Source organism: Veillonella sp., assembly GCF_019414865.1.
In the GTDB taxonomy this organism is placed as follows: domain Bacteria; phylum Bacillota; class Negativicutes; order Veillonellales; family Veillonellaceae; genus Veillonella.
Genome location: NZ_DXLG01000027.1, coordinates 1 through 18,073, shown reverse-complemented (window position 1 = coordinate 18,073; position 18,073 = coordinate 1). Strand labels below are relative to the sequence as shown.

Annotated in this window: 16 protein-coding genes; 14 read left to right on the top strand and 2 right to left on the bottom strand. The window is 39.1% G+C overall.

Annotated elements, in window-relative coordinates; all coding sequences use genetic code 11:
* Nucleotides 1-132: 132 nt before the first annotated feature.
* Nucleotides 133-2,223: a transglycosylase domain-containing protein gene (locus tag QZ334_RS03090; protein WP_295231814.1), complete on the bottom strand. Its 2,091-nt coding sequence runs from the start codon at nucleotides 2,221-2,223 to the stop codon at nucleotides 133-135.
* Nucleotides 2,224-2,385: 162 nt separating this feature from the next.
* Here QZ334_RS03090 and tyrS point away from each other — a divergent pair, with 162 nt between their 5' ends.
* From tyrS to QZ334_RS03060, 6 genes are all read left to right on the top strand, one after another.
* Complete coding sequence (gene tyrS / locus QZ334_RS03085) at nucleotides 2,386-3,594, top strand: tyrosine--tRNA ligase (RefSeq protein ID WP_295231811.1); 1,209 nt, start codon at nucleotides 2,386-2,388, stop codon at nucleotides 3,592-3,594.
* A gap of 227 nt (nucleotides 3,595-3,821) precedes the next feature.
* A complete protein-coding gene (locus QZ334_RS03080) occupies nucleotides 3,822-4,463 on the top strand; it encodes an NUDIX hydrolase (protein WP_295231808.1) in 642 nt (213 codons plus the stop codon).
* A 77-nt stretch (nucleotides 4,464-4,540) separates the two neighbouring features.
* A complete protein-coding gene (gene ppsA / locus QZ334_RS03075; RefSeq protein WP_295231806.1) occupies nucleotides 4,541-6,922 on the top strand; it encodes a phosphoenolpyruvate synthase in 2,382 nt (793 codons plus the stop codon).
* A 98-nt stretch (nucleotides 6,923-7,020) separates the two neighbouring features.
* Nucleotides 7,021-7,650: a helix-turn-helix transcriptional regulator gene (locus tag QZ334_RS03070; protein WP_295203132.1), complete on the top strand. Its 630-nt coding sequence runs from the start codon at nucleotides 7,021-7,023 to the stop codon at nucleotides 7,648-7,650.
* Between the two features lie 10 nt (nucleotides 7,651-7,660).
* The gene (locus QZ334_RS03065) at nucleotides 7,661-8,482 is read left to right on the top strand and encodes a pyruvate, water dikinase regulatory protein (RefSeq protein WP_105089295.1); all 822 of its coding nucleotides are present in this window, start codon (nucleotides 7,661-7,663) and stop codon (nucleotides 8,480-8,482) included.
* Nucleotides 8,479-9,468, top strand: a complete 990-nt coding sequence (locus tag QZ334_RS03060) for a deoxyguanosinetriphosphate triphosphohydrolase (RefSeq protein WP_295231800.1) — start codon at nucleotides 8,479-8,481, stop codon at nucleotides 9,466-9,468. Before QZ334_RS03065 ends, QZ334_RS03060 begins: the two co-directional genes overlap by 4 nt.
* Before the next feature lie 107 nt (nucleotides 9,469-9,575).
* On the opposite strand, the gene rpmB is transcribed toward QZ334_RS03060, so the two are convergent.
* A complete protein-coding gene (gene rpmB / locus QZ334_RS03055; RefSeq protein ID WP_005386334.1) occupies nucleotides 9,576-9,764 on the bottom strand; it encodes a 50S ribosomal protein L28 in 189 nt (62 codons plus the stop codon).
* Nucleotides 9,765-9,987: 223 nt separating this feature from the next.
* Between rpmB and recG the strand changes: the two genes are divergently transcribed.
* The 8 genes from recG to surE all read left to right on the top strand — a co-directional run bounded on the left by recG (nucleotide 9,988) and on the right by surE (nucleotide 17,997).
* Nucleotides 9,988-12,030 carry an ATP-dependent DNA helicase RecG gene (gene recG, locus QZ334_RS03050; RefSeq protein ID WP_295231797.1) on the top strand — a complete coding sequence of 681 codons (2,043 nt, stop codon included), beginning with the start codon at nucleotides 9,988-9,990 and terminating at the stop codon, nucleotides 12,028-12,030.
* A 131-nt stretch (nucleotides 12,031-12,161) separates the two neighbouring features.
* Nucleotides 12,162-12,347, top strand: a complete 186-nt coding sequence (locus tag QZ334_RS03045; RefSeq protein ID WP_105089292.1) for a 4-oxalocrotonate tautomerase — start codon at nucleotides 12,162-12,164, stop codon at nucleotides 12,345-12,347.
* 76 nt (nucleotides 12,348-12,423) lie between these two features.
* Nucleotides 12,424-13,878: an IMP dehydrogenase gene (guaB, locus tag QZ334_RS03040; RefSeq protein ID WP_295231795.1), complete on the top strand. Its 1,455-nt coding sequence runs from the start codon at nucleotides 12,424-12,426 to the stop codon at nucleotides 13,876-13,878.
* A gap of 15 nt (nucleotides 13,879-13,893) precedes the next feature.
* Nucleotides 13,894-14,616, top strand: coding sequence for a WecB/TagA/CpsF family glycosyltransferase (locus tag QZ334_RS03035; protein WP_295231793.1), 723 nt, complete (start codon nucleotides 13,894-13,896; stop codon nucleotides 14,614-14,616).
* Between the two features lie 14 nt (nucleotides 14,617-14,630).
* Nucleotides 14,631-15,272, top strand: a complete 642-nt coding sequence (locus QZ334_RS03030; protein ID WP_005386340.1) for a phosphatidylserine decarboxylase family protein — start codon at nucleotides 14,631-14,633, stop codon at nucleotides 15,270-15,272.
* Nucleotides 15,265-15,936 (top strand): CDP-diacylglycerol--serine O-phosphatidyltransferase, encoded by a 672-nt coding sequence (gene pssA, locus QZ334_RS03025; protein ID WP_005386341.1) that lies wholly within the window; start codon nucleotides 15,265-15,267, stop codon nucleotides 15,934-15,936. The genes QZ334_RS03030 and pssA overlap by 8 nt, the downstream gene beginning before the upstream one ends.
* Before the next feature lie 19 nt (nucleotides 15,937-15,955).
* Entirely contained in the window at nucleotides 15,956-17,218 is a 1,263-nt protein-coding gene (locus tag QZ334_RS03020; RefSeq protein WP_295231788.1) for a glycosyltransferase family 2 protein, read from the top strand.
* A gap of 17 nt (nucleotides 17,219-17,235) precedes the next feature.
* A complete protein-coding gene (surE, locus tag QZ334_RS03015) occupies nucleotides 17,236-17,997 on the top strand; it encodes a 5'/3'-nucleotidase SurE (RefSeq protein WP_105089288.1) in 762 nt (253 codons plus the stop codon).
* Nucleotides 17,998-18,073: the final 76 nt, after the last annotated feature.

Here is an 18,073-nt window from a genome sequence, read left to right as displayed (position 1 = left end):
CAGTAATTTACTGGCTCCATCGCCTATAAAACCAACACGTTTTGTCCTATAACCCAAGTTCTTTGAACTTACTACTTTTTTTACGTAAAAGAAAGGAGCGGAACACTTGTTCCGCTCCTTTAGCGTATGAGATTAACGATCTTTTTTACTAGACTTTTTACTTTTGGATGAATTAGATTTCTGTTCAGTTGCATCATCTTTTGAGCCACTGTCATCTTTTACTGCTTCATCTTTTGACTTGTCTTTATCGTCTTTTTTATCCGCCTTTTCGTCCTTAGCGGCTTCTTTTTTAGGCTGTGCTTTTGCAGGGTTGTAATAACCTTCAGAGACAGCTGATTGTGCGCTAGCAGGAACGGAGAAGTCAGAAGCAGGGGTATTGGCAAGAGCATTTGCCATGAATTGGCCCCACATAATAGCAGGTGTGTCACCACCGGTGATGCCTCGTAATGTTTCCGAGCCATAGTCATCACCAATCCAAACGGCAGCTACTAAATCAGGCGTGTAACCAACGAACCAAGCATCCTTGGAATCATCTGTTGTACCAGTTTTACCTGCTGCAGGACGACCGATTGCGGCATTACCACCAGTACCGCCATTTATAACGGATTCTAGCATATTTGTAATGATTGCTGCATCTTTTTCGTCTACAACGCGTTTTTCTTGGATGGAGTGTTCCTCCACAACTTGACCATTGCGGTCTACAATTTTAACGATTGCCGTAGGTTGAACCTTGATACCACCATTAGCAAGTACACCATAAGCTTGAACCATTTCAAGAGGTGTTACACCATGAGTTAAACCACCGAGTGCAGTAGACAAGTTATTATCTTGATCTGTAAGGGTAGTGATACCCATTTCTTTGGCAAGTTTAATAATCTTAGACATGCCTACTTCATCAGCAATTTTTACGGCAGCTACGTTACGAGAATGTTGTAATGCATAGCGATATGTAATATTACCTACGAAGTCATTTTCATAGTTTTTAGGGCTCCAGTTACCAAATGTAACAGGGCTATCATCTACGATAGAACCAGGAGTTTTACCAGATTGAATAGCTGCTAAATATACAAATGGCTTCATGGCGGAACCTGGTTGACGTTCTGCTTGTGTAGCACGGTTAAATGCATCATCACCGCGGCCACCAACCATAGCCATAATGTAACCATTATGAGGGTTCATAGCTACGATAGCACCTTGTGGTTGATGTAAACCATTGCTATCAGTGTAGTAATTAGGCAAGTTTTGCATTGCTGCTACAGCTGCATTTTGTGCATCCATATCAAGAGTTGTATAAATTTTTAAACCATCTTTATAGATTGCATCGTCGCCATATTTTTCAGAAACTTGTGCAATAACATAGTTAATGAAGTAAGACGCATTAGATTTTTCATGCGTTTGTTCTTGTTTTGCCACTAAGCCTAAATCTGCTTGACGTGCTTCATCAGCTTGCTCTTGTGTAATGTAACCGTATTTAACCATTTGGCCTAATACAACAGCTTGACGTTTTTTACTAGCTTCCAAATCATTGAATGGAGAGTAGTAGTTAGGACTTTGTGGTAAGCCTGCAATGAGTGCTGCTTGAGCTAGCGTTAATTGGCTAGCATCCTTACCAAAGTATACATGAGCTGCAGATTGCACACCGTATGCACCTTGGCCAAAGTAAATTTGGTTCATGTACATTTCAAGGATTTCATCCTTAGTGTAATGTTGTTCAATTTTTAGTGCTAGTAATGCTTCAGAAATTTTACGTTTAAATGTTCTGTCTTGAGACAAGAATGCATTACGCGCTAACTGTTGAGTGATAGTAGAACCACCTTCAGATACGCCACTATGAACAAGGTTAACCCATACAGCACGTAAGATACCAACTGGGTCGATACCGTGATGGGAGTAGAAGCGAGAGTCCTCAGTAGCAACAAAGGCATTTTGTAAATCCTTTGGTACATCTTTTAAAGGTACTGGTAATCGATTCTCTGTGGAATGAACCGTTGTGATGAGATTACCGTGCACATCGTAAATTTGAGACGATGCGGAAGGACGTACATTGGATACATCTGGTAGGTTAGACAGTGTGGCACTGATAAAACCACAGCCACCTCCGGCTACGATGAGTATAAGGAGAAGGGCACAAATCCAAAATAGACGCTTTGGACTTGTTTTCTTCGGTGTAGAGCCGCTACCGTTAGAACGGCGGCTGCTTCTCGCATTTGAGTTATTACTCATAGAGTCACCTCTTTTTTCTTTTGTTAGTAAATATAACGTAAATTCTATTACGCAGTTATAAATATTATATCATAAATGGCTTAAAACCAATACTATATATATAATTGTGAAAGTTTTTAGATAATGGTATACTAAAACAATAGTATTTCGAGGAGGATTATCATGGTTAGTGCTCAAGAACAAGTACGCCAAATTAAACACGGCGTAGCAGATTTAATTAATGAACAAGATCTTGTAAAGAAAATAGAAAAATCCATTAAGGAAAATAAACCGTTAGTTGTAAAACTAGGTTTGGACCCAACAGCGCCAGATATTCATTTGGGTCATACTGTACCACTTCGTAAATTACGTTTGTTCCAAGAATTTGGTCATCAAGTAGTGATTGTTATCGGTGGTTTCACTGCACGTATTGGTGATCCTACTGGTAAAAGCGCAACTCGTCCACCACTTACAAAAGAAGAAGTATTGAAAAATGCTGAAACTTATAAAACACAAATCTTCAAAGTGTTGGATCCTGAAAAAACTATCGTTCGCGACAACAGTGAATGGCTTGAATCCATGAATTTTGCTGATGTTCTACGTTTGGCAAGTTCTTACACTGTAGCGCGTATGATGGAACGTGATGATTTCAATAAACGCTTTAAAGAAGGTCGTGCTATTGGTGTTCATGAGTTTATGTATCCATTGATGCAAGGTCAAGATTCTGTTGCATTACATGCTGACGTTGAATTTGGTGGTACAGACCAAACTTTCAACTTGTTAATGGGCCGTCATTTACAAGAATTAGAAGGTCAAGAACCACAAGTTGTTATCACAATGCCATTGCTTGAAGGCCTTGACGGTGTTCAAAAAATGAGTAAATCTTTAGGCAATTACATCGGTATCGACGAAGAACCTAAAGAAATGTACGGTAAAGCAATGTCTATTCCAGATGAATTGATGATGCGCTACTTCATGCTCGTTACAGATATGCCAATTGAAGAACAAGAGGACATGGAAAAACGTCTTGAAAGTGGTGAATTACATCCACGTGACGCTAAAATGCAATTAGCTCGTACCATTGTTCGTTTGTACCATGGTGAAGCGGCTGCTCTTGAGGCTGAAGAAGAATTCAAACGTGTTTTCCAACAACGCGCATTACCTACAGATATTCCTGAATATGCTATGGATGCGCCAACAGAACCAATCTTTGTTCCACAATTCTGTACAGATGCTGGTTTGACTGCTTCTAATGGTGAAGCACGTCGTTCCATTAAAGCTGGTGCTTTCAAAGTAAATGGTGAAAAATATACAGAAGAAAACCTTACCCTTGAAGATGGCATGATTGTTCAAGTTGGTAAACGTAAATTCGTAAAAATTAAATTTAACTAATATAAAACTGTGATGAGATAGAAACCTCATCACAGTTTTTTTATGTCTATTTGGTCTATGAGACTATTTATCTACTAAATCTGTTGTTTGTAAAGCAAAAAATGACTTACAAGTTCATGTATAATAAAAGTAAAATATAAATACAAATACAAATATAAAATACAAATTTGACATATAAAAATTTTATATAGATATCGTATAGTATCTATAAAGTAAGAGGACTGTATATGGACAAAGAACTAAGTAACTTTTTAGAACAACGAGAACATACTGTTCTTACCGATATTGATGTTATAACTGCGGCAGTAGCAGTACCATTACTAGAAATTGATGGGGAAGATCATGTAGTGTTTACTGTGCGCAGTAATAAGCTACGCCGTCAACCAGGTGAAATCAGCTTCCCCGGTGGACATTGTGAGACTAATGATAAAAGTGGTGCCCATGCTGCTATGCGTGAATGCTCTGAAGAACTGGGAATTAATCTAGATCAAATTGAATTACTTGGTAATTTAGATTGCCTCGTATCCGCGATAGGTGTCAAACTATATGCCGTAGCCGTGCGCCTACATACAAGTGATTTGAAACCAAATCCTGACGAAGTAGGAGAGGTATTCACAGTTCCATTACAATATCTATTAGACATGGAACCGACGGTGGGGCATCTAGACATTGGAACTAAGCCGTTAAAAGACTTTCCGTTCCATTTATTAGAAGGCTACAACATTGATTGGAAAATCAGGCAAAACTACTCCGTTTATTTCTATCCTTATAAACAATACACCATATGGGGGCTAACTGGGCGAGTACTGAAGAACTTTTTAGATATATATAGGGAGATAGATTTGCATAATAATCCTCATATAAATTGACAGATTGTAAATTAAGGTATACTATTTATGTGTAAAAGGTTTAATGTGTTGCACTAATTAATCTAGGAGGTTCTCACATGAATCGCGAAACAGCATACGTACTTTGGTTTGATGAATTACGACGTGAAGATGTTAATTTAGTTGGTGGTAAGTCTTCTTCCTTAGGGGAATTGACATCCTCCACTAATGTACCTGTACCTTACGGTTTTGCTACAACTGCTCATGGTTATCGTGAGTTTATGAAAGCAACAGGACTAGAAGATAAAATCCGCGCTGAACTTGATGCGTTAGATGATGTAGAAAATTCTGCATTATTGCGTGAAGTATGTGCTAAAATTCGCCGCATGATTTGCGAAGAAGAAATGCCTAAAGAATTGGCAGATGCTATCCGTCATGCTTATGAAGAACTTGGTAAAAAAGTAAACGAAGAAAATCCATTCGTAGCAGTTCGTTCTAGTGCAACAGCAGAAGACTTGCCAGATGCAAGTTTCGCAGGCCAACAAGATACATATTTAAATGTACGTGGTGCTGATGTTATTATTCAAAAAGTAAAAGAATGCTATGCATCTACTTTCACAGACCGTGCAACATATTACCGTGTAAAACAAGGTTTCGATCATATGACAGTAGCATTGAGTGCAGCTGTTCAAATGATGGTATTCTCTAAAGCTGCTGGCGTAATGTTCACTGTTGACCTTGTAACAGGCAATGATAACAATATTCTTATCGAAGGTTCTTGGGGTCTTGGTGAATACGTTGTACAAGGTACCGTTACACCAGATAATTTCCGTGTAGATAAAGCTAAAATGGAAATTACAGACCGCATGATTAATGACAAAAATATCCGTTTAGTTCGTAAAGCTGACGGCGACTGTGTTGAAGAAGTTGTTCCAGCAGATGAAGCTAAACAACAAGTTATTACAGATGCTCAAGTGTTAGAGCTTGCTGAATATGCAAAAGCAATCGAAAAACATTATGGTTGCTACATGGATATGGAATGGGGCGTAGATGAACGAGATGGTAGAATTTGGATTTTACAAGCTCGTCCAGAAACAGTTTGGTCCCGTAAAGAAAAAACAGAAGTATCTGAAAAACCTAGCACATTAGATGCAGGTAATCGCGATATTATCGTAAAAGGTTTGCCAGCATCCCCTGGTAATGCAGCTGGTAAAGCTCATGTTATCATCAATCCTGAGGATATTGATGAGTTTAAAGAAGGCGAAATCCTTGTCACAGCTATGACAGCTCCTGACTGGGTACCAGCAATGAAAAAGGCAAAAGCAATCGTTACTGATGCTGGTGGTATGACTTGTCACGCGTCTATCGTTAGCCGTGAGCTTGGTATTCCTTGTATCGTAGGTACTAAGAGTCGTAGCCATGAAGCAACTACATCCATTAAAGATGGTCAAATGATTACTGTTGATGCTACAAATGGTATCGTATATGATGGCGTATTAGAAGATATTGTTAAAAAGCCAGAAGCACAAGCTACTGCAAGTGTTGCCACTGAATATGTTCCTGTAACAGGCACTAAAATTTACATGAATTTAGGCAATCCTGATTTAGCTGAAAAACATGGCGTATTACCATGTGATGGTATTGGTCTAATGCGTGAAGAGTTCATTTGGACTACTTTCATTCACGAACACCCATTACACCTTATTGAAACTGGTCGCAGTGACTTTGCAGTTAATACATTGGCAGAAGGTATGCGTAAAGTGTGTCAAGCATTAGCTCCTCGCCAAGTAGTAGTTCGTTTGAGCGACTTCAAATCTAGCGAATACCGTGATCTCAACGGTGGCGACAAATATGAACCACATGAATCCAGTGCATTACTTGGCTGGCGTGGTGCAGCTCGTTACTATGATCCAAAATATACACCTGCTTTCAAATTAGAATTAGAAGCAATCAAAAAAGTACGTAACGAATTTGGTTTCAAAAACTTACAAGTTATGATTCCATTCTGCCGTACTGTAGAGGAAGCTGAATTAGTAACTAATTTGATGGCTCAAGAAGGTCTTGTACGCGGTAAAGATTTCAAAATCTGGCTCATGGCTGAAATTCCAGCAAATATTATCTTAGCTGATCAATTCAATAAATATGTAGATGGTTATTCCATTGGTTCTAACGATTTGACAATGCTTGTTCTCGGTTGTGACCGCGATAACGAAACAGTTCAACATATTTACGATGAACGTAATTTAGCTGTTCGTAGAGCGATTCGTCATCTTATCGAAGTGGCACATAAAGATGGTAAAACTGTATCCATCTGTGGCCAAGCACCAAGTGTATACCCTGAACTTTGCGAATTCCTTGTGAAGAGCGGTATCGACTCCATTTCTGTTAATCCAGATGCAGTTGTAAGCACTAAGAAAATGGTGGCTCAAATCGAACAAAGAATTATGCTCGATGCTATGACTGGTCGTGGTCGTCAAGAATCTGACGAACTAAATTGGTAATAATATAGTTATGGTAAAAGAGGAGGCCTGTAGGTCTCCTCTTTTTCTGAATGGTAACTTAGGATATAATACAAACAGAGATGAAAGGGGGTTACCGTGTGAAACTGTCGAAACGACAAGAACAAATTGCTCAAATCGTTCGTGAAGAAGGACCTGTTACAGGTAGTGCTATTGCTGAACATTTAGAGGTTACGCGATCAGCATTGCGTTCAGATTTGTCTGTTTTAACTATGCTAGGTGTCTTAGATGCACGTCCTAATGTGGGCTATTACTATGTGGGGCTTTCAAAAGAAACACAAACAGCGGAGCGATTAAAGTCATTTCTGGTAAGTGATGTATTATCCCAAGCAGTTGTAGTCAATGGGGATACAAGTTTATATGACACGATTGTTACTATATTTACTGAGGATGTAGGAACCATTTTAGTGTGTGATGATTCCTATTTAGTAGGTGTCGTATCCCGTAAGGACTTGTTGCGTGCCTCTATGGGGCAAACAGATTCACACACCATGCCTATATCTATGATTATGACCCCTGTAAGTAAGGTTATAACTGTGGAGCCTACAGATACGTTAGTAGAGGCTGCACAGAAGATGATAGATTATGAGGTGGATTGTTTACCTGTTGTCGTTCGCGAGGATGTGGAAAACAAGAAACGTCTAAAGGTTGTAGGCCGCGTATCTAAAACGACGGTAACAAAAGTATTTTTAGAATGTAGCATACATTGAGGTTGATAGAATGGCAGAAAAAATTATTTATGCAATATCGGACTCCCTTGGGGAGACCGCAGAGGCTGTAGCAAGAGCTACGGCGAGTCAATATGATAAGGAACAAATTGAAATTGTTCGCATTCCATATATTGATAGTGAAAGCCAAATTGATGAAATTATAGCAGATGCAAAACGTGGTAATCATGTTATTTGTCATACCATTGTATCTGAATCTTTGCGCAAATATCTTCATGAAAAAGTAGCAGAATACAACATTCCTGCTGTAGATATTATGGGTCCAGTTCTCGATGCAGTAGGTACAGTAGCATCTACAAAGCCTCGTATGACAGCTGGTATGGTTCATAAACTAGACCAAGAATATTTCAAAAAGGTTGAAGCTATTGAGTTCGCCGTAAAATATGATGATGGTAAAAATCCATCGGGCTTTGAAAAGGCTGATGTAGTCATCATTGGTGTATCTAGAACAAGTAAGACACCATTGTCTATGTTCTTGGCATACAAAAAAATTAAAGCTGCTAACTTGCCATTGGTGCCAGAGGTACCATTGCCAGAGGAATTATTTAAAATTCCAGCAAAGAAAATCGTGGGCCTTATTATTGACCCATTTAAGTTAAATAATATTCGTAGTGAACGATTACGCGCTATCGGTTTAGAGGACGAAGCAAATTATGCTTCTATTGAGCGTATTCAATCCGAACTAGAATACGCGAAGGCTATTATGCGTCGTTTGCATTGCCAAGTGTTAGATGTTTCCAATAAATCTATCGAAGAAACAGCGTCTCTTGTTATGCAACTCATCGATCGAAACCGCGCCTCGGAGGGTAAATGAATATACGGGAACAAATAGAGGAGAGGGAGGCTTTACTCCTTTCTCCTTATGCTGCTAAAAGCCGCGATGCAATCCGTGATATTGATGAAGCTCCCGATCCACTTAGAACGGCATTTCAACGTGATCGGGACCGCATTATTCACAGTAAATGTTTTAGACGCTTAAAGCACAAGACGCAAGTTTATATTGCGCCAGGTGACCATTATCGTACGCGCATGACTCACACCCTTGAGGTAGGTCAGATTGGTCGTACAGTGGCTCGTGCATTGCGACTCAATGAAGACTTAGTAGAGGCTATCGCAATGGGTCATGATGTAGGACATACACCATTTGGCCATGTTGGCGAATATGCGTTGGGCGATATGGTAGGTCATTTCAACCATAATGAACAAAGTTTGCGCATGGTAGAGGTGTTAGAAAAGCATGGTGAACATCAAGGCCTTAATCTAACGACTGCTGTTCGCGATGGTATTTTAGGCCATACGGGGGCTACTATTCCTGTTACCTTAGAAGGCCAAATTATTCGTATTGTGGACCGCATTGCCTATTTGTGTCATGATTTTGATGATGCTCAACGTGCTGGTATGTTGACAGCAGAAGAGTTGCCTTTTGAAGTGCGTGAACACTTTGGCATGACTCCATCAAGTATGATTACGGCCATGGTAGAGGATATGGTTCGAGAGTCCTTAGATAAGCCTGTTATTTCTATGTCTTCAGATATAGAGATGACCATGAATCTATTCCGTCAATTTATGTTTAAAAATGTCTATTTGGCGCCAGCTTTAATTCCTGATCGAAATAAGGCATCCCATGTGGTGAAAAACTTATTTACTCACTTTATGGAACATCCTGACGATATGGAGGGCTGTGAAAGTAATCGAGAGTTTTACTCTACCCGTGATGTGGTTGATTATGTGGCAGGCTTAACAGATCAATATGCTATTAAGTTGTTTAAACAGTACTATATTCCAAATATTACCTTGTAAAACTTTTAGTAATAGGTATATAGATAACAAAAAAAGCAGTTAGTTCAAATGAACTAACTGCTTTTTTTGGGGCTCTAGAACCCCAAAGAGTACATGTACTTTTTATTTTACGCGCGTGTAATTTTATTAGAACGAAGGCAGCGAGTGCATACGTTAACTTTTTTAGTAGCACCGTCTACAACCGCCCGTACTCTTTGAATGTTCGGTTTCCAAGTTTTTCTTGTGCGAATGTGAGAGTGACTCACGTTCATACCGCTAGATGTGGATTTGCCACATACTTCGCAAAGGTTTGCCATAGTTTCCACCTCCAAGCTTAATCTATAACATAACAAAAGTATATTATCATAAAGACATAGTTAAAGCAAGTGTTTTTATCGTACATATTGCTCTTTTTATGAAATATACTACAATATAAGGTATACTATATATCATATTCTATGATATGAATGGGCTTTTACACAAGGATATACAGAAATTGGATATATCCTCAGTGTTTATCGTATATTTAAAGGAGTTTCTATGGATGAACGGTTAACGACCATTAAAGGAATTGGTCCTGGTCGGGAGAAACAATTGCATAAGCTAGGGATTACGAATGTAACATCATTGTTGACATATTTCCCTCGCAGCTATGAAGACCGCCGTACAATTTATAGAATTGGTGAATTAAAGTCTGGTATGACCGGTGGCGTTGTGGGGAATGTTATTGTTGTACAAGAAAAACGCCCTCGACCTAGATTGTCTATATTAGAGGTGGTCATTGCAGATGGTACAGGTCCTTTAAAGATTGTGCTATTTAACCAAGGGTATAAGAAAAACTTTTATAAAAAAGGGCAACGTCTATATGCGTATGGTAAAGCAGAATTCCAATATGGGTCTATGCAAATGAATACACCCCAAATAGAAAATTTGGGAGACGGTGGAGAACCTGATCGGGGTATCGTTCCCATTTATGCTCTTGCAGATGGGGTATCTCAATTTGTGGTGCGCTCATCGGTACGTAATTGGTTTGCAGCTAATCATGAATTGCCAGAGATTTTGCCTGCTGAAGTTCGTGAAGTACATCAATATATGACTCGTTATGATGCATTTAAAATGATGCATTTCCCAGAGTCTTCAGAGCGATATGAAGAAGCGCGTCATCAATTGGCCTATGAAGAGTTATTTGTCATGCAATCTGGATTGGCCTTGTTGCGGAATAAAGAGCAGTGTCATAAAGGACCTAAGATGGGACCTAATGGGGACTTAATGGCTCAGTGTATAGAAAACTTGCCGTTCTCCTTAACAGGTGATCAACAGCGTGCATTAGAAGACATTCGCATCGACATGGAAGATGAACGTCCTATGCAACGATTATTGCAAGGTGATGTAGGTTCTGGTAAAACTGTTGTAGCTACATTGAGTTTATTGAAGGCCATCGAAAATGGTTACCAAGGGGCATTAATGGCCCCTACGGAGATTTTGGCGGCTCAACATTATGAAGGCATAACAGAGGTATGTCGTAATTTAGGTATTACTATAGAGTTATTAACTGGTTCTACTACAAAAAAAGAAAAAGAGCGTATCTATGAAGGCTTAGCTGACGGATCAATTAATATGATCATCGGCACTCATGCGCTTATTCAGGAAGGTGTTAACTTCCATAATTTAGGTCTCGTCATTATCGACGAACAACATCGCTTTGGCGTAGAACAACGGGCGCGATTACAACAAAAGGGTACATACCCACATGTACTCATTATGACAGCTACACCAATTCCACGGACCATGACCTTATCTGTGTATGGCGATTTAGCGGTTTCTTTAATTAAAGAAATGCCACCAGGGCGTAAGCCTGTTAAAACGTATGCTGTAGATAGCTCATATAAAGAACGATTAAGAAACTTCTTCGGCAAAGAAATGGCAGAAGGACGTCAAGTTTACGTAGTATGTCCTCTAGTAGAAGAGTCTGAAAAATTAGACTTACAGGCAGCAGAAGAACTGTATTTAGAATTAAAAGAGTACTTTTACAAGGCCTATGAAGTTGGCCTTGTACATGGTCGCATGAAACCAAGTGAAAAGGATGAAGTGATGAATGCCTTCCATAAGGGAGAGATTTCATTACTCGTTTCTACTACCGTTATTGAAGTTGGTGTCAATGTGCCTAATGCGACCATTATGTGCATTGAAGGGGCAGAGCGATTTGGTTTATCACAATTGCACCAGTTGCGTGGCCGTGTAGGCCGTGGATCTCATCAATCCTATTGTATTCTTGTAAGTGATTCAAAAAATGATGTAAGCCAAGAGCGTTTAAAATTGATGGAACAGACACAGGATGGTTTTGAACTTGCCGAACAAGACTTATTATTGCGTGGTTCTGGTCAATTATTTGGCTTAGCCCAATCCGGATTACCTGATTTACGGGTTGCCAATATTATTAAAGATATTGAAATATTGGTACAGGCTCGCAAGGATGTATTAGATTTTGCAAGTCACCATGGGATGGAAAAACTTGAATCTGTAATGAAAGAAGAATTAGAAAAAAGATTTGGTGAAAAATTTCTTAGAATATTGTATAATTAAGAGGTAGGAATAATAAGTACATAAGTAGCGATAATATTGGGTTTTATCTGGGTTTTTCCCTTGTGTATCTGTTCCTCATACCGTATAATAGAACAAACAAATTTATTTCATTTTCATCTATGGAGGTCAATATGCCACTTATTCATGTAGAGCTCGTTGAAGGGCGCACAAAAGAACAAAAAAAACAATTAGGTGAAGCTATCACTAAAGCTGCGGTTGATATCGTTAATGTACCTGCTGACGCAGTAAAAGTTATCTTCGTAGATATGAAAAAAGATGATTATATGGAAGGCGGCATTTTGCGGTCTGAACGCTAAGCTACGACTGACCGCCTAGTCCAATATGGACTAGGCGGGTCGTAGTTTTGTTTTATTATACGGAAAGGAATTAAATATGAGAGACGATAAATTCGGTATGCGTGGACTAACTTTTGATGATGTTTTATTAGTACCAGCGGCTTCTGATGTGCTACCACATCAAGTAGAGTTAAAAACTCAATTAACTCGTGACATTACGTTAAATATCCCTATGATTAGTTCTGGGATGGATACAGTTACTGAATCCCGTATGGCTATTGCTATGGCTCGTGAAGGTGGCCTTGGCGTTATCCATAAAAATATGTCTATCGAAGAACAAGCCCATGAAGTTGATAAGGTAAAACGCTCTGAACATGGTGTTATCGTTGATCCTATTTTCTTAAGTCCTCAAAATTTACTATCTGATGCAGCAGAAATTATGGGAAAATATAAAATTTCTGGTGTACCTATCACAGAACATGGTAAACTAGTAGGGATCATTACAAATCGCGATATGCGTTTTGAAACTGATTTAACTCGCCAAATCGGAGACTGCATGACAAAGGATTCCCTTGTTACTGCACCAGAAGGTACTTCTCTTGAAGAGGCAAAAGCAATTTTAAGTGAACATCGTATTGAAAAATTACCTCTCGTAGATGGCGATGGAAACTTAAAAGGCTTAATTACTATAAAAGATATTGAAAAAGCGACGAAATATCCAAATTCTGCCAAGGATAGCAGTGGTCGATTATTAGTTGGTGCTGCTGTTGGTGTATCTAAAGATTTATATGATCGTCTTGATGCACTTGTATCTGCTAAGGCTGACGTAATCATTGTAGATACAGCACATGGTCATTCTGCAGGTGTACTTCGTACATTGAAAGAAATTAAACAAGCTTATCCTCATATTCCTGTTATTGCAGGTAATGTAGCGACTGCAGCTGGTACAGAGGCTCTTATTGAAGCAGGTGCAGATGCTGTTAAGGTCGGTATTGGACCTGGCTCTATTTGTACAACACGTGTTATCGCAGGTATTGGGGTACCTCAAATCACTGCAGTATATGAGTCTGCTCAAGTAGGTCGTCGCTATGGAATTCCTATCATCGCTGATGGGGGCATTAAATATTCTGGCGATATTGCCAAAGCTATTGCGGCTGGTGCCAATGTAGTTATGATGGGTAATATTTTAGCTGGTACTGATGAAAGCCCAGGGGAAACAGTGATTTACCAAGGCCGTTCCTATAAAGTATACCGTGGCATGGGTAGCTTAGGGGCTATGAAGCTTGGTAGTAAAGATCGATATTTCCAAACAGAAGCTAAGAAATTAGTTCCTGAAGGTATTGAAGGTCGCGTACCTTATAAAGGTATGTTGGCTGATACAATTTTCCAAATGGTTGGTGGTTTGCGTGCAAGTATGGGGTATTGCGGATGTCATAACATCCAAGAAATGATTGAAAATACTCAATTCATTCAAATTACAGCGGCTGGTTTAAAAGAAAGTCATCCGCATGATGTAAGCATTACCGTTGAAGCACCAAATTATAGTGGTTGATAATGGAGTATTACATTGAATAAACGTATTTCTGTTTTATCTGTGCCTATCGATTGTGTAACAATGGATGAGGCAGTCCAACGTATTTTGCAATTAACTGAAGAGCCGGGGCTACATCTAGTAGCCACGGCTAATGCAGAAATGGTTATGTTGGCTAATGAAAATCCTACATTGCATACCATATTGAATAATGCTAGTCTCGTCGTTCCCGACGGGGCTGGCATTTTGTGGGCTGCAGAGCGTCAAGGCGAACATGTGCCTGAACGCGTAACGGGGGTAGACGTAACAAAACGATTATTTAAAGTTGCGGCTGACCAACAAATTCCTGTATACTGCTTAGGGGCAGCACCTGGTGTTGCTCAACGAGCAATTGATAATTTATCTGCCCAAGTTGGACCATTAAATATTGCAGGGATTCATGATGGATTCTTCGATAGCACAGAGGAACAAGAAATCGTTAAAGCTATTGGGGAGTCTAAGGCAAAATTAGTGTTTGTTGCCTTAGGCGTACCAAAGCAAGAACAATGGATTTCAGAAAAATTGAGTCACCTTGATGGCGTTGTTGCCATTGGTATTGGTGGTTCCTTTGACGTTTTGGCAGGTAATATTCCTCGGGCCCCAGAATGGATGCAACGGAATCGTCTCGAATGGTTGTATCGATTATATTTAGAACCTCAACGGATTGGCCGCATGTTGGCTATTCCTAAGTTTATGTGGACCGTTATTAGAAATAAATAGAGGAGTGTTGAATCGTGCCTACAGGACCAATAATTAAGGAAGGGTTTCCACTGATAGGGGCTATGCTCATTATCACTGTGGTGTTAGGATTTTTAGGACATTATGTAATTGCGATTATTTCATTTATTCTGGCATTATTTTTCGTCAATTTCTTTAGAAATCCTAAACGTGTAATCCCTCAAGATCCAGATTTAATTTTATCTCCAGCAGATGGTAAAATTATGGATATTTCTGATGTATACGAAGATATTTACTTACATAAAGAATGTAAAAAGGTAACTATTTTCCTATCTGTTTTCGACGTACATGCCAATCGTGCGCCTATTGACGGTAAAATTACATACCGTCATTACACAATGGGCAGTTTCTTGCCTGCTTTTAAAGATGATGTAGGCTTTGAAAATGAACGTCATACTATTTGTATTGAAAATGATCGCACTTCCGTATTAGTAACACAAATTGCGGGCCTTTTAGCGCGTCGTATAGTATCTTGGACGGATCTTGATAGTGTGCTTGAACGCGGTCAATTGTACGGGATGATTAAATTCGGTTCCTGTACTGAAATCTACATGGATAAGGATGTAGAGTTGTTCGTGGAAAAAGGTCAACATATTACAGGTGGCGACACTGTTATCGGGAGGTTGCGTCATGAATAAATCTATTATTCCAAATTTATTTACTAGTGCTAATTTAGCCTTCGGTGTCCTTGGCATTACATTCTCTGCTACAGGTAATACTTTCTATGCAGCTATTTGCGTACTATTATCCTTAGTCGCTGATGGTTTAGATGGTCGTGTAGCGAGAGCATTAGGTGTAGCAGGTCCTATGGGGCGTGAATTAGATTCTTTATCTGATGTTGTGGGCTTTGGTGTAGCACCGGCTTATATGTTATATATGAAAGAGCTATACGGTTTAGGTTGGATTGCCTATGTTCCTTTACTAGCATTTGCAGTATTAGGCGCATTCCGCCTTGCTCGCTTTAATATTAAAACTGAAGAAGTTCATGGTTACTTTGAAGGTTTGCCAATTCCAGCAGCAGGTTGTTTGGCGGCTACCTACGTATTGTGTGGCGTAGAGGTGCCTCAATTTGTGCTAGTAGTTTGCATGATAGGTGTAGGCTTCTTAATGGTTAGTGAAGTTAAATATCCAGACTTCAAAGGTAAATCTGCGGTTAATATTAATAAACTTTCCATTGTACTTACTGCTATTTTTGTTATAGCTTGTCTCGTTTATGATTGGCACACATGGGCAGTAATGATTTTTGCTGGCTATGTAGTGTTTGGCCTTATTAATGGGGCATTAAATATGGTGCGTAAATAAGTGTGTGGAGGATAATAGTATGAATTACCTACTGGATCTGATATTGATCCCTATGCAGGTAATAATCGTAATTTATACGGTTTATTATTTTGTACTTGCCGTAATCGGTATGTGGCGGTCTAGAGTACATAAAAACTATACCCCAAAAAATTCCTTTGCTATTGTTGTGTGTGCTCATAATGAGGAAGCTGTAGTCGGAGAATTAGTAAAAAATTTACGAAGTCTAGATTATCCAGATGAGCTGTACGATATCTTTGTTGTAGCTGATAACTGTACAGATAAGACTGCTGATGTAGCAAGAGCTGCTGGTGCTAATGTACATGAACGATTCAATAAAGAAGAAGTAGGTAAAGGCTATGCAATGGGGTGGATGTTTGATCGCGTGGAACAAATGGATCGGAAATATGATGCATTTCTTATCTTTGACGCCGATAATTTAGTACATCCCCAATTTATGTTGGAAATGAATGATCATCTTGAAAAAGGTGAATCTGTTATTCAAGGTTACTTAAATTCTAAAAACCCTACGGACTCATGGGTAGCGGGTACATTCTCTATCGCATTTTGGATGGTTAACCACATGTGGCATTTGGCAAAATACCGCATTGGTTTATCTACAGCCTTGGGCGGTACTGGTATGTGTATACGTACATCTATCATCCGTGAATATGGTTGGGATTGTAATAGCTTGACCGAGGATATGGAATTCTCCATGAAGTTGTTAACTCATGGTATTCGCACGTGTTGGGCTCATGATGCTATCGTATACGACGAAAAGGTTACAACCATGATGGCGTCTTGTAAACAGCGTTTGCGTTGGGCACAAGGTCAATTTGACTGTGCAGGACGATATATTCCAAAGTTGTTTGCTACAGGCATTAAAACTGGCAATATTATGATTTTGGATGGTATTTTCCAAGTGAGTCAACCGTATTTCCTATTGTTGACTACTGTGTACTTGGTATTGTCTTATATCAATGCTTACACACCAATCTATACAAATATTTTGTATCAAATTTTACCGATGTCTGTATGGACTATTATTGGGGTTGGTCAATACTTATTCCCACTTATCGTATTATTGAAGATTAAGGTACCACCAAAGATTTGGTTCTACTATTTACTATATCCACTGTTTGTATACTCTTGGATTCCTGTAAATATTTTAGGTTGGTTCCGCCGTCATAATAAGGTGTGGTCTCATACAGTTCATACACGAGCTGTTGGCTTAAATGACGTTAAATTGACCCGTATGGGAAATATGAATAAGAATAAAAAATAGAATCTGTAGGAGTGACTATGCATATTTTAATGTGTAATGATGATGGTATTTTAGCAGATGGTTTACGCCGTCTTGCATCGTACTTAAGTCAATATTATCGAATTACCGTTGTAGCACCTGCCAATGAGCAAAGTGCTAAATCCCATGCATTGACGACTGAGATTCCTTTAAAATTAGATGCGTACAATGGCGAGGATGAAAATCCTCGCCTTTATGCTCTAACGGGAACTCCTTCTGATTGCATGAAGTTTGGTCTTAGTTATTTATTGAGTGATGATATGCCTGATCTTGTGATTTCAGGTATTAATCATGGTTTTAATTTGGGATCGGATGTATTGTATTCCGGTACGGTGTCTGCTGCCATGGAAAGTTGTTTTTACGGCATTCCAGGCTTAGCATTATCTGTTGAACGGTATTCTCCTGAACGAGGGGATGAAATGCACCCCTTTATACTTGAATTAATTGAAAAGATTTATGTTAAAGGTCAATTTGATGGCTTATTAAATATAAACTTCCCATTGCGTGGGGCCTGTGATTGGGATCATTTTAAAATGGTTAGTCAAGGTTTACAAACCTATAGTAATATTATTGATGCTCGTATTAACTCAAGAGGGCAAGATTATTACTGGTTAGCAGGTGAGCTTGATTATGGTGCTGAAAGTGTCCCTACCGATGTGGAGTATGCTCGCAAGGGCTATATAACAGGGGTAGCACTTACATGGAAGCAGCAATGTGATGTAGGTATGGAAGCCGTTAAAAATATTTTAGATAAAATATAAAAAATATGTTGACATTGTTTTGGGATATCTGTATAATAACAAATGTTCCGAGACGCCGGAGTGGCGGAATGGCAGA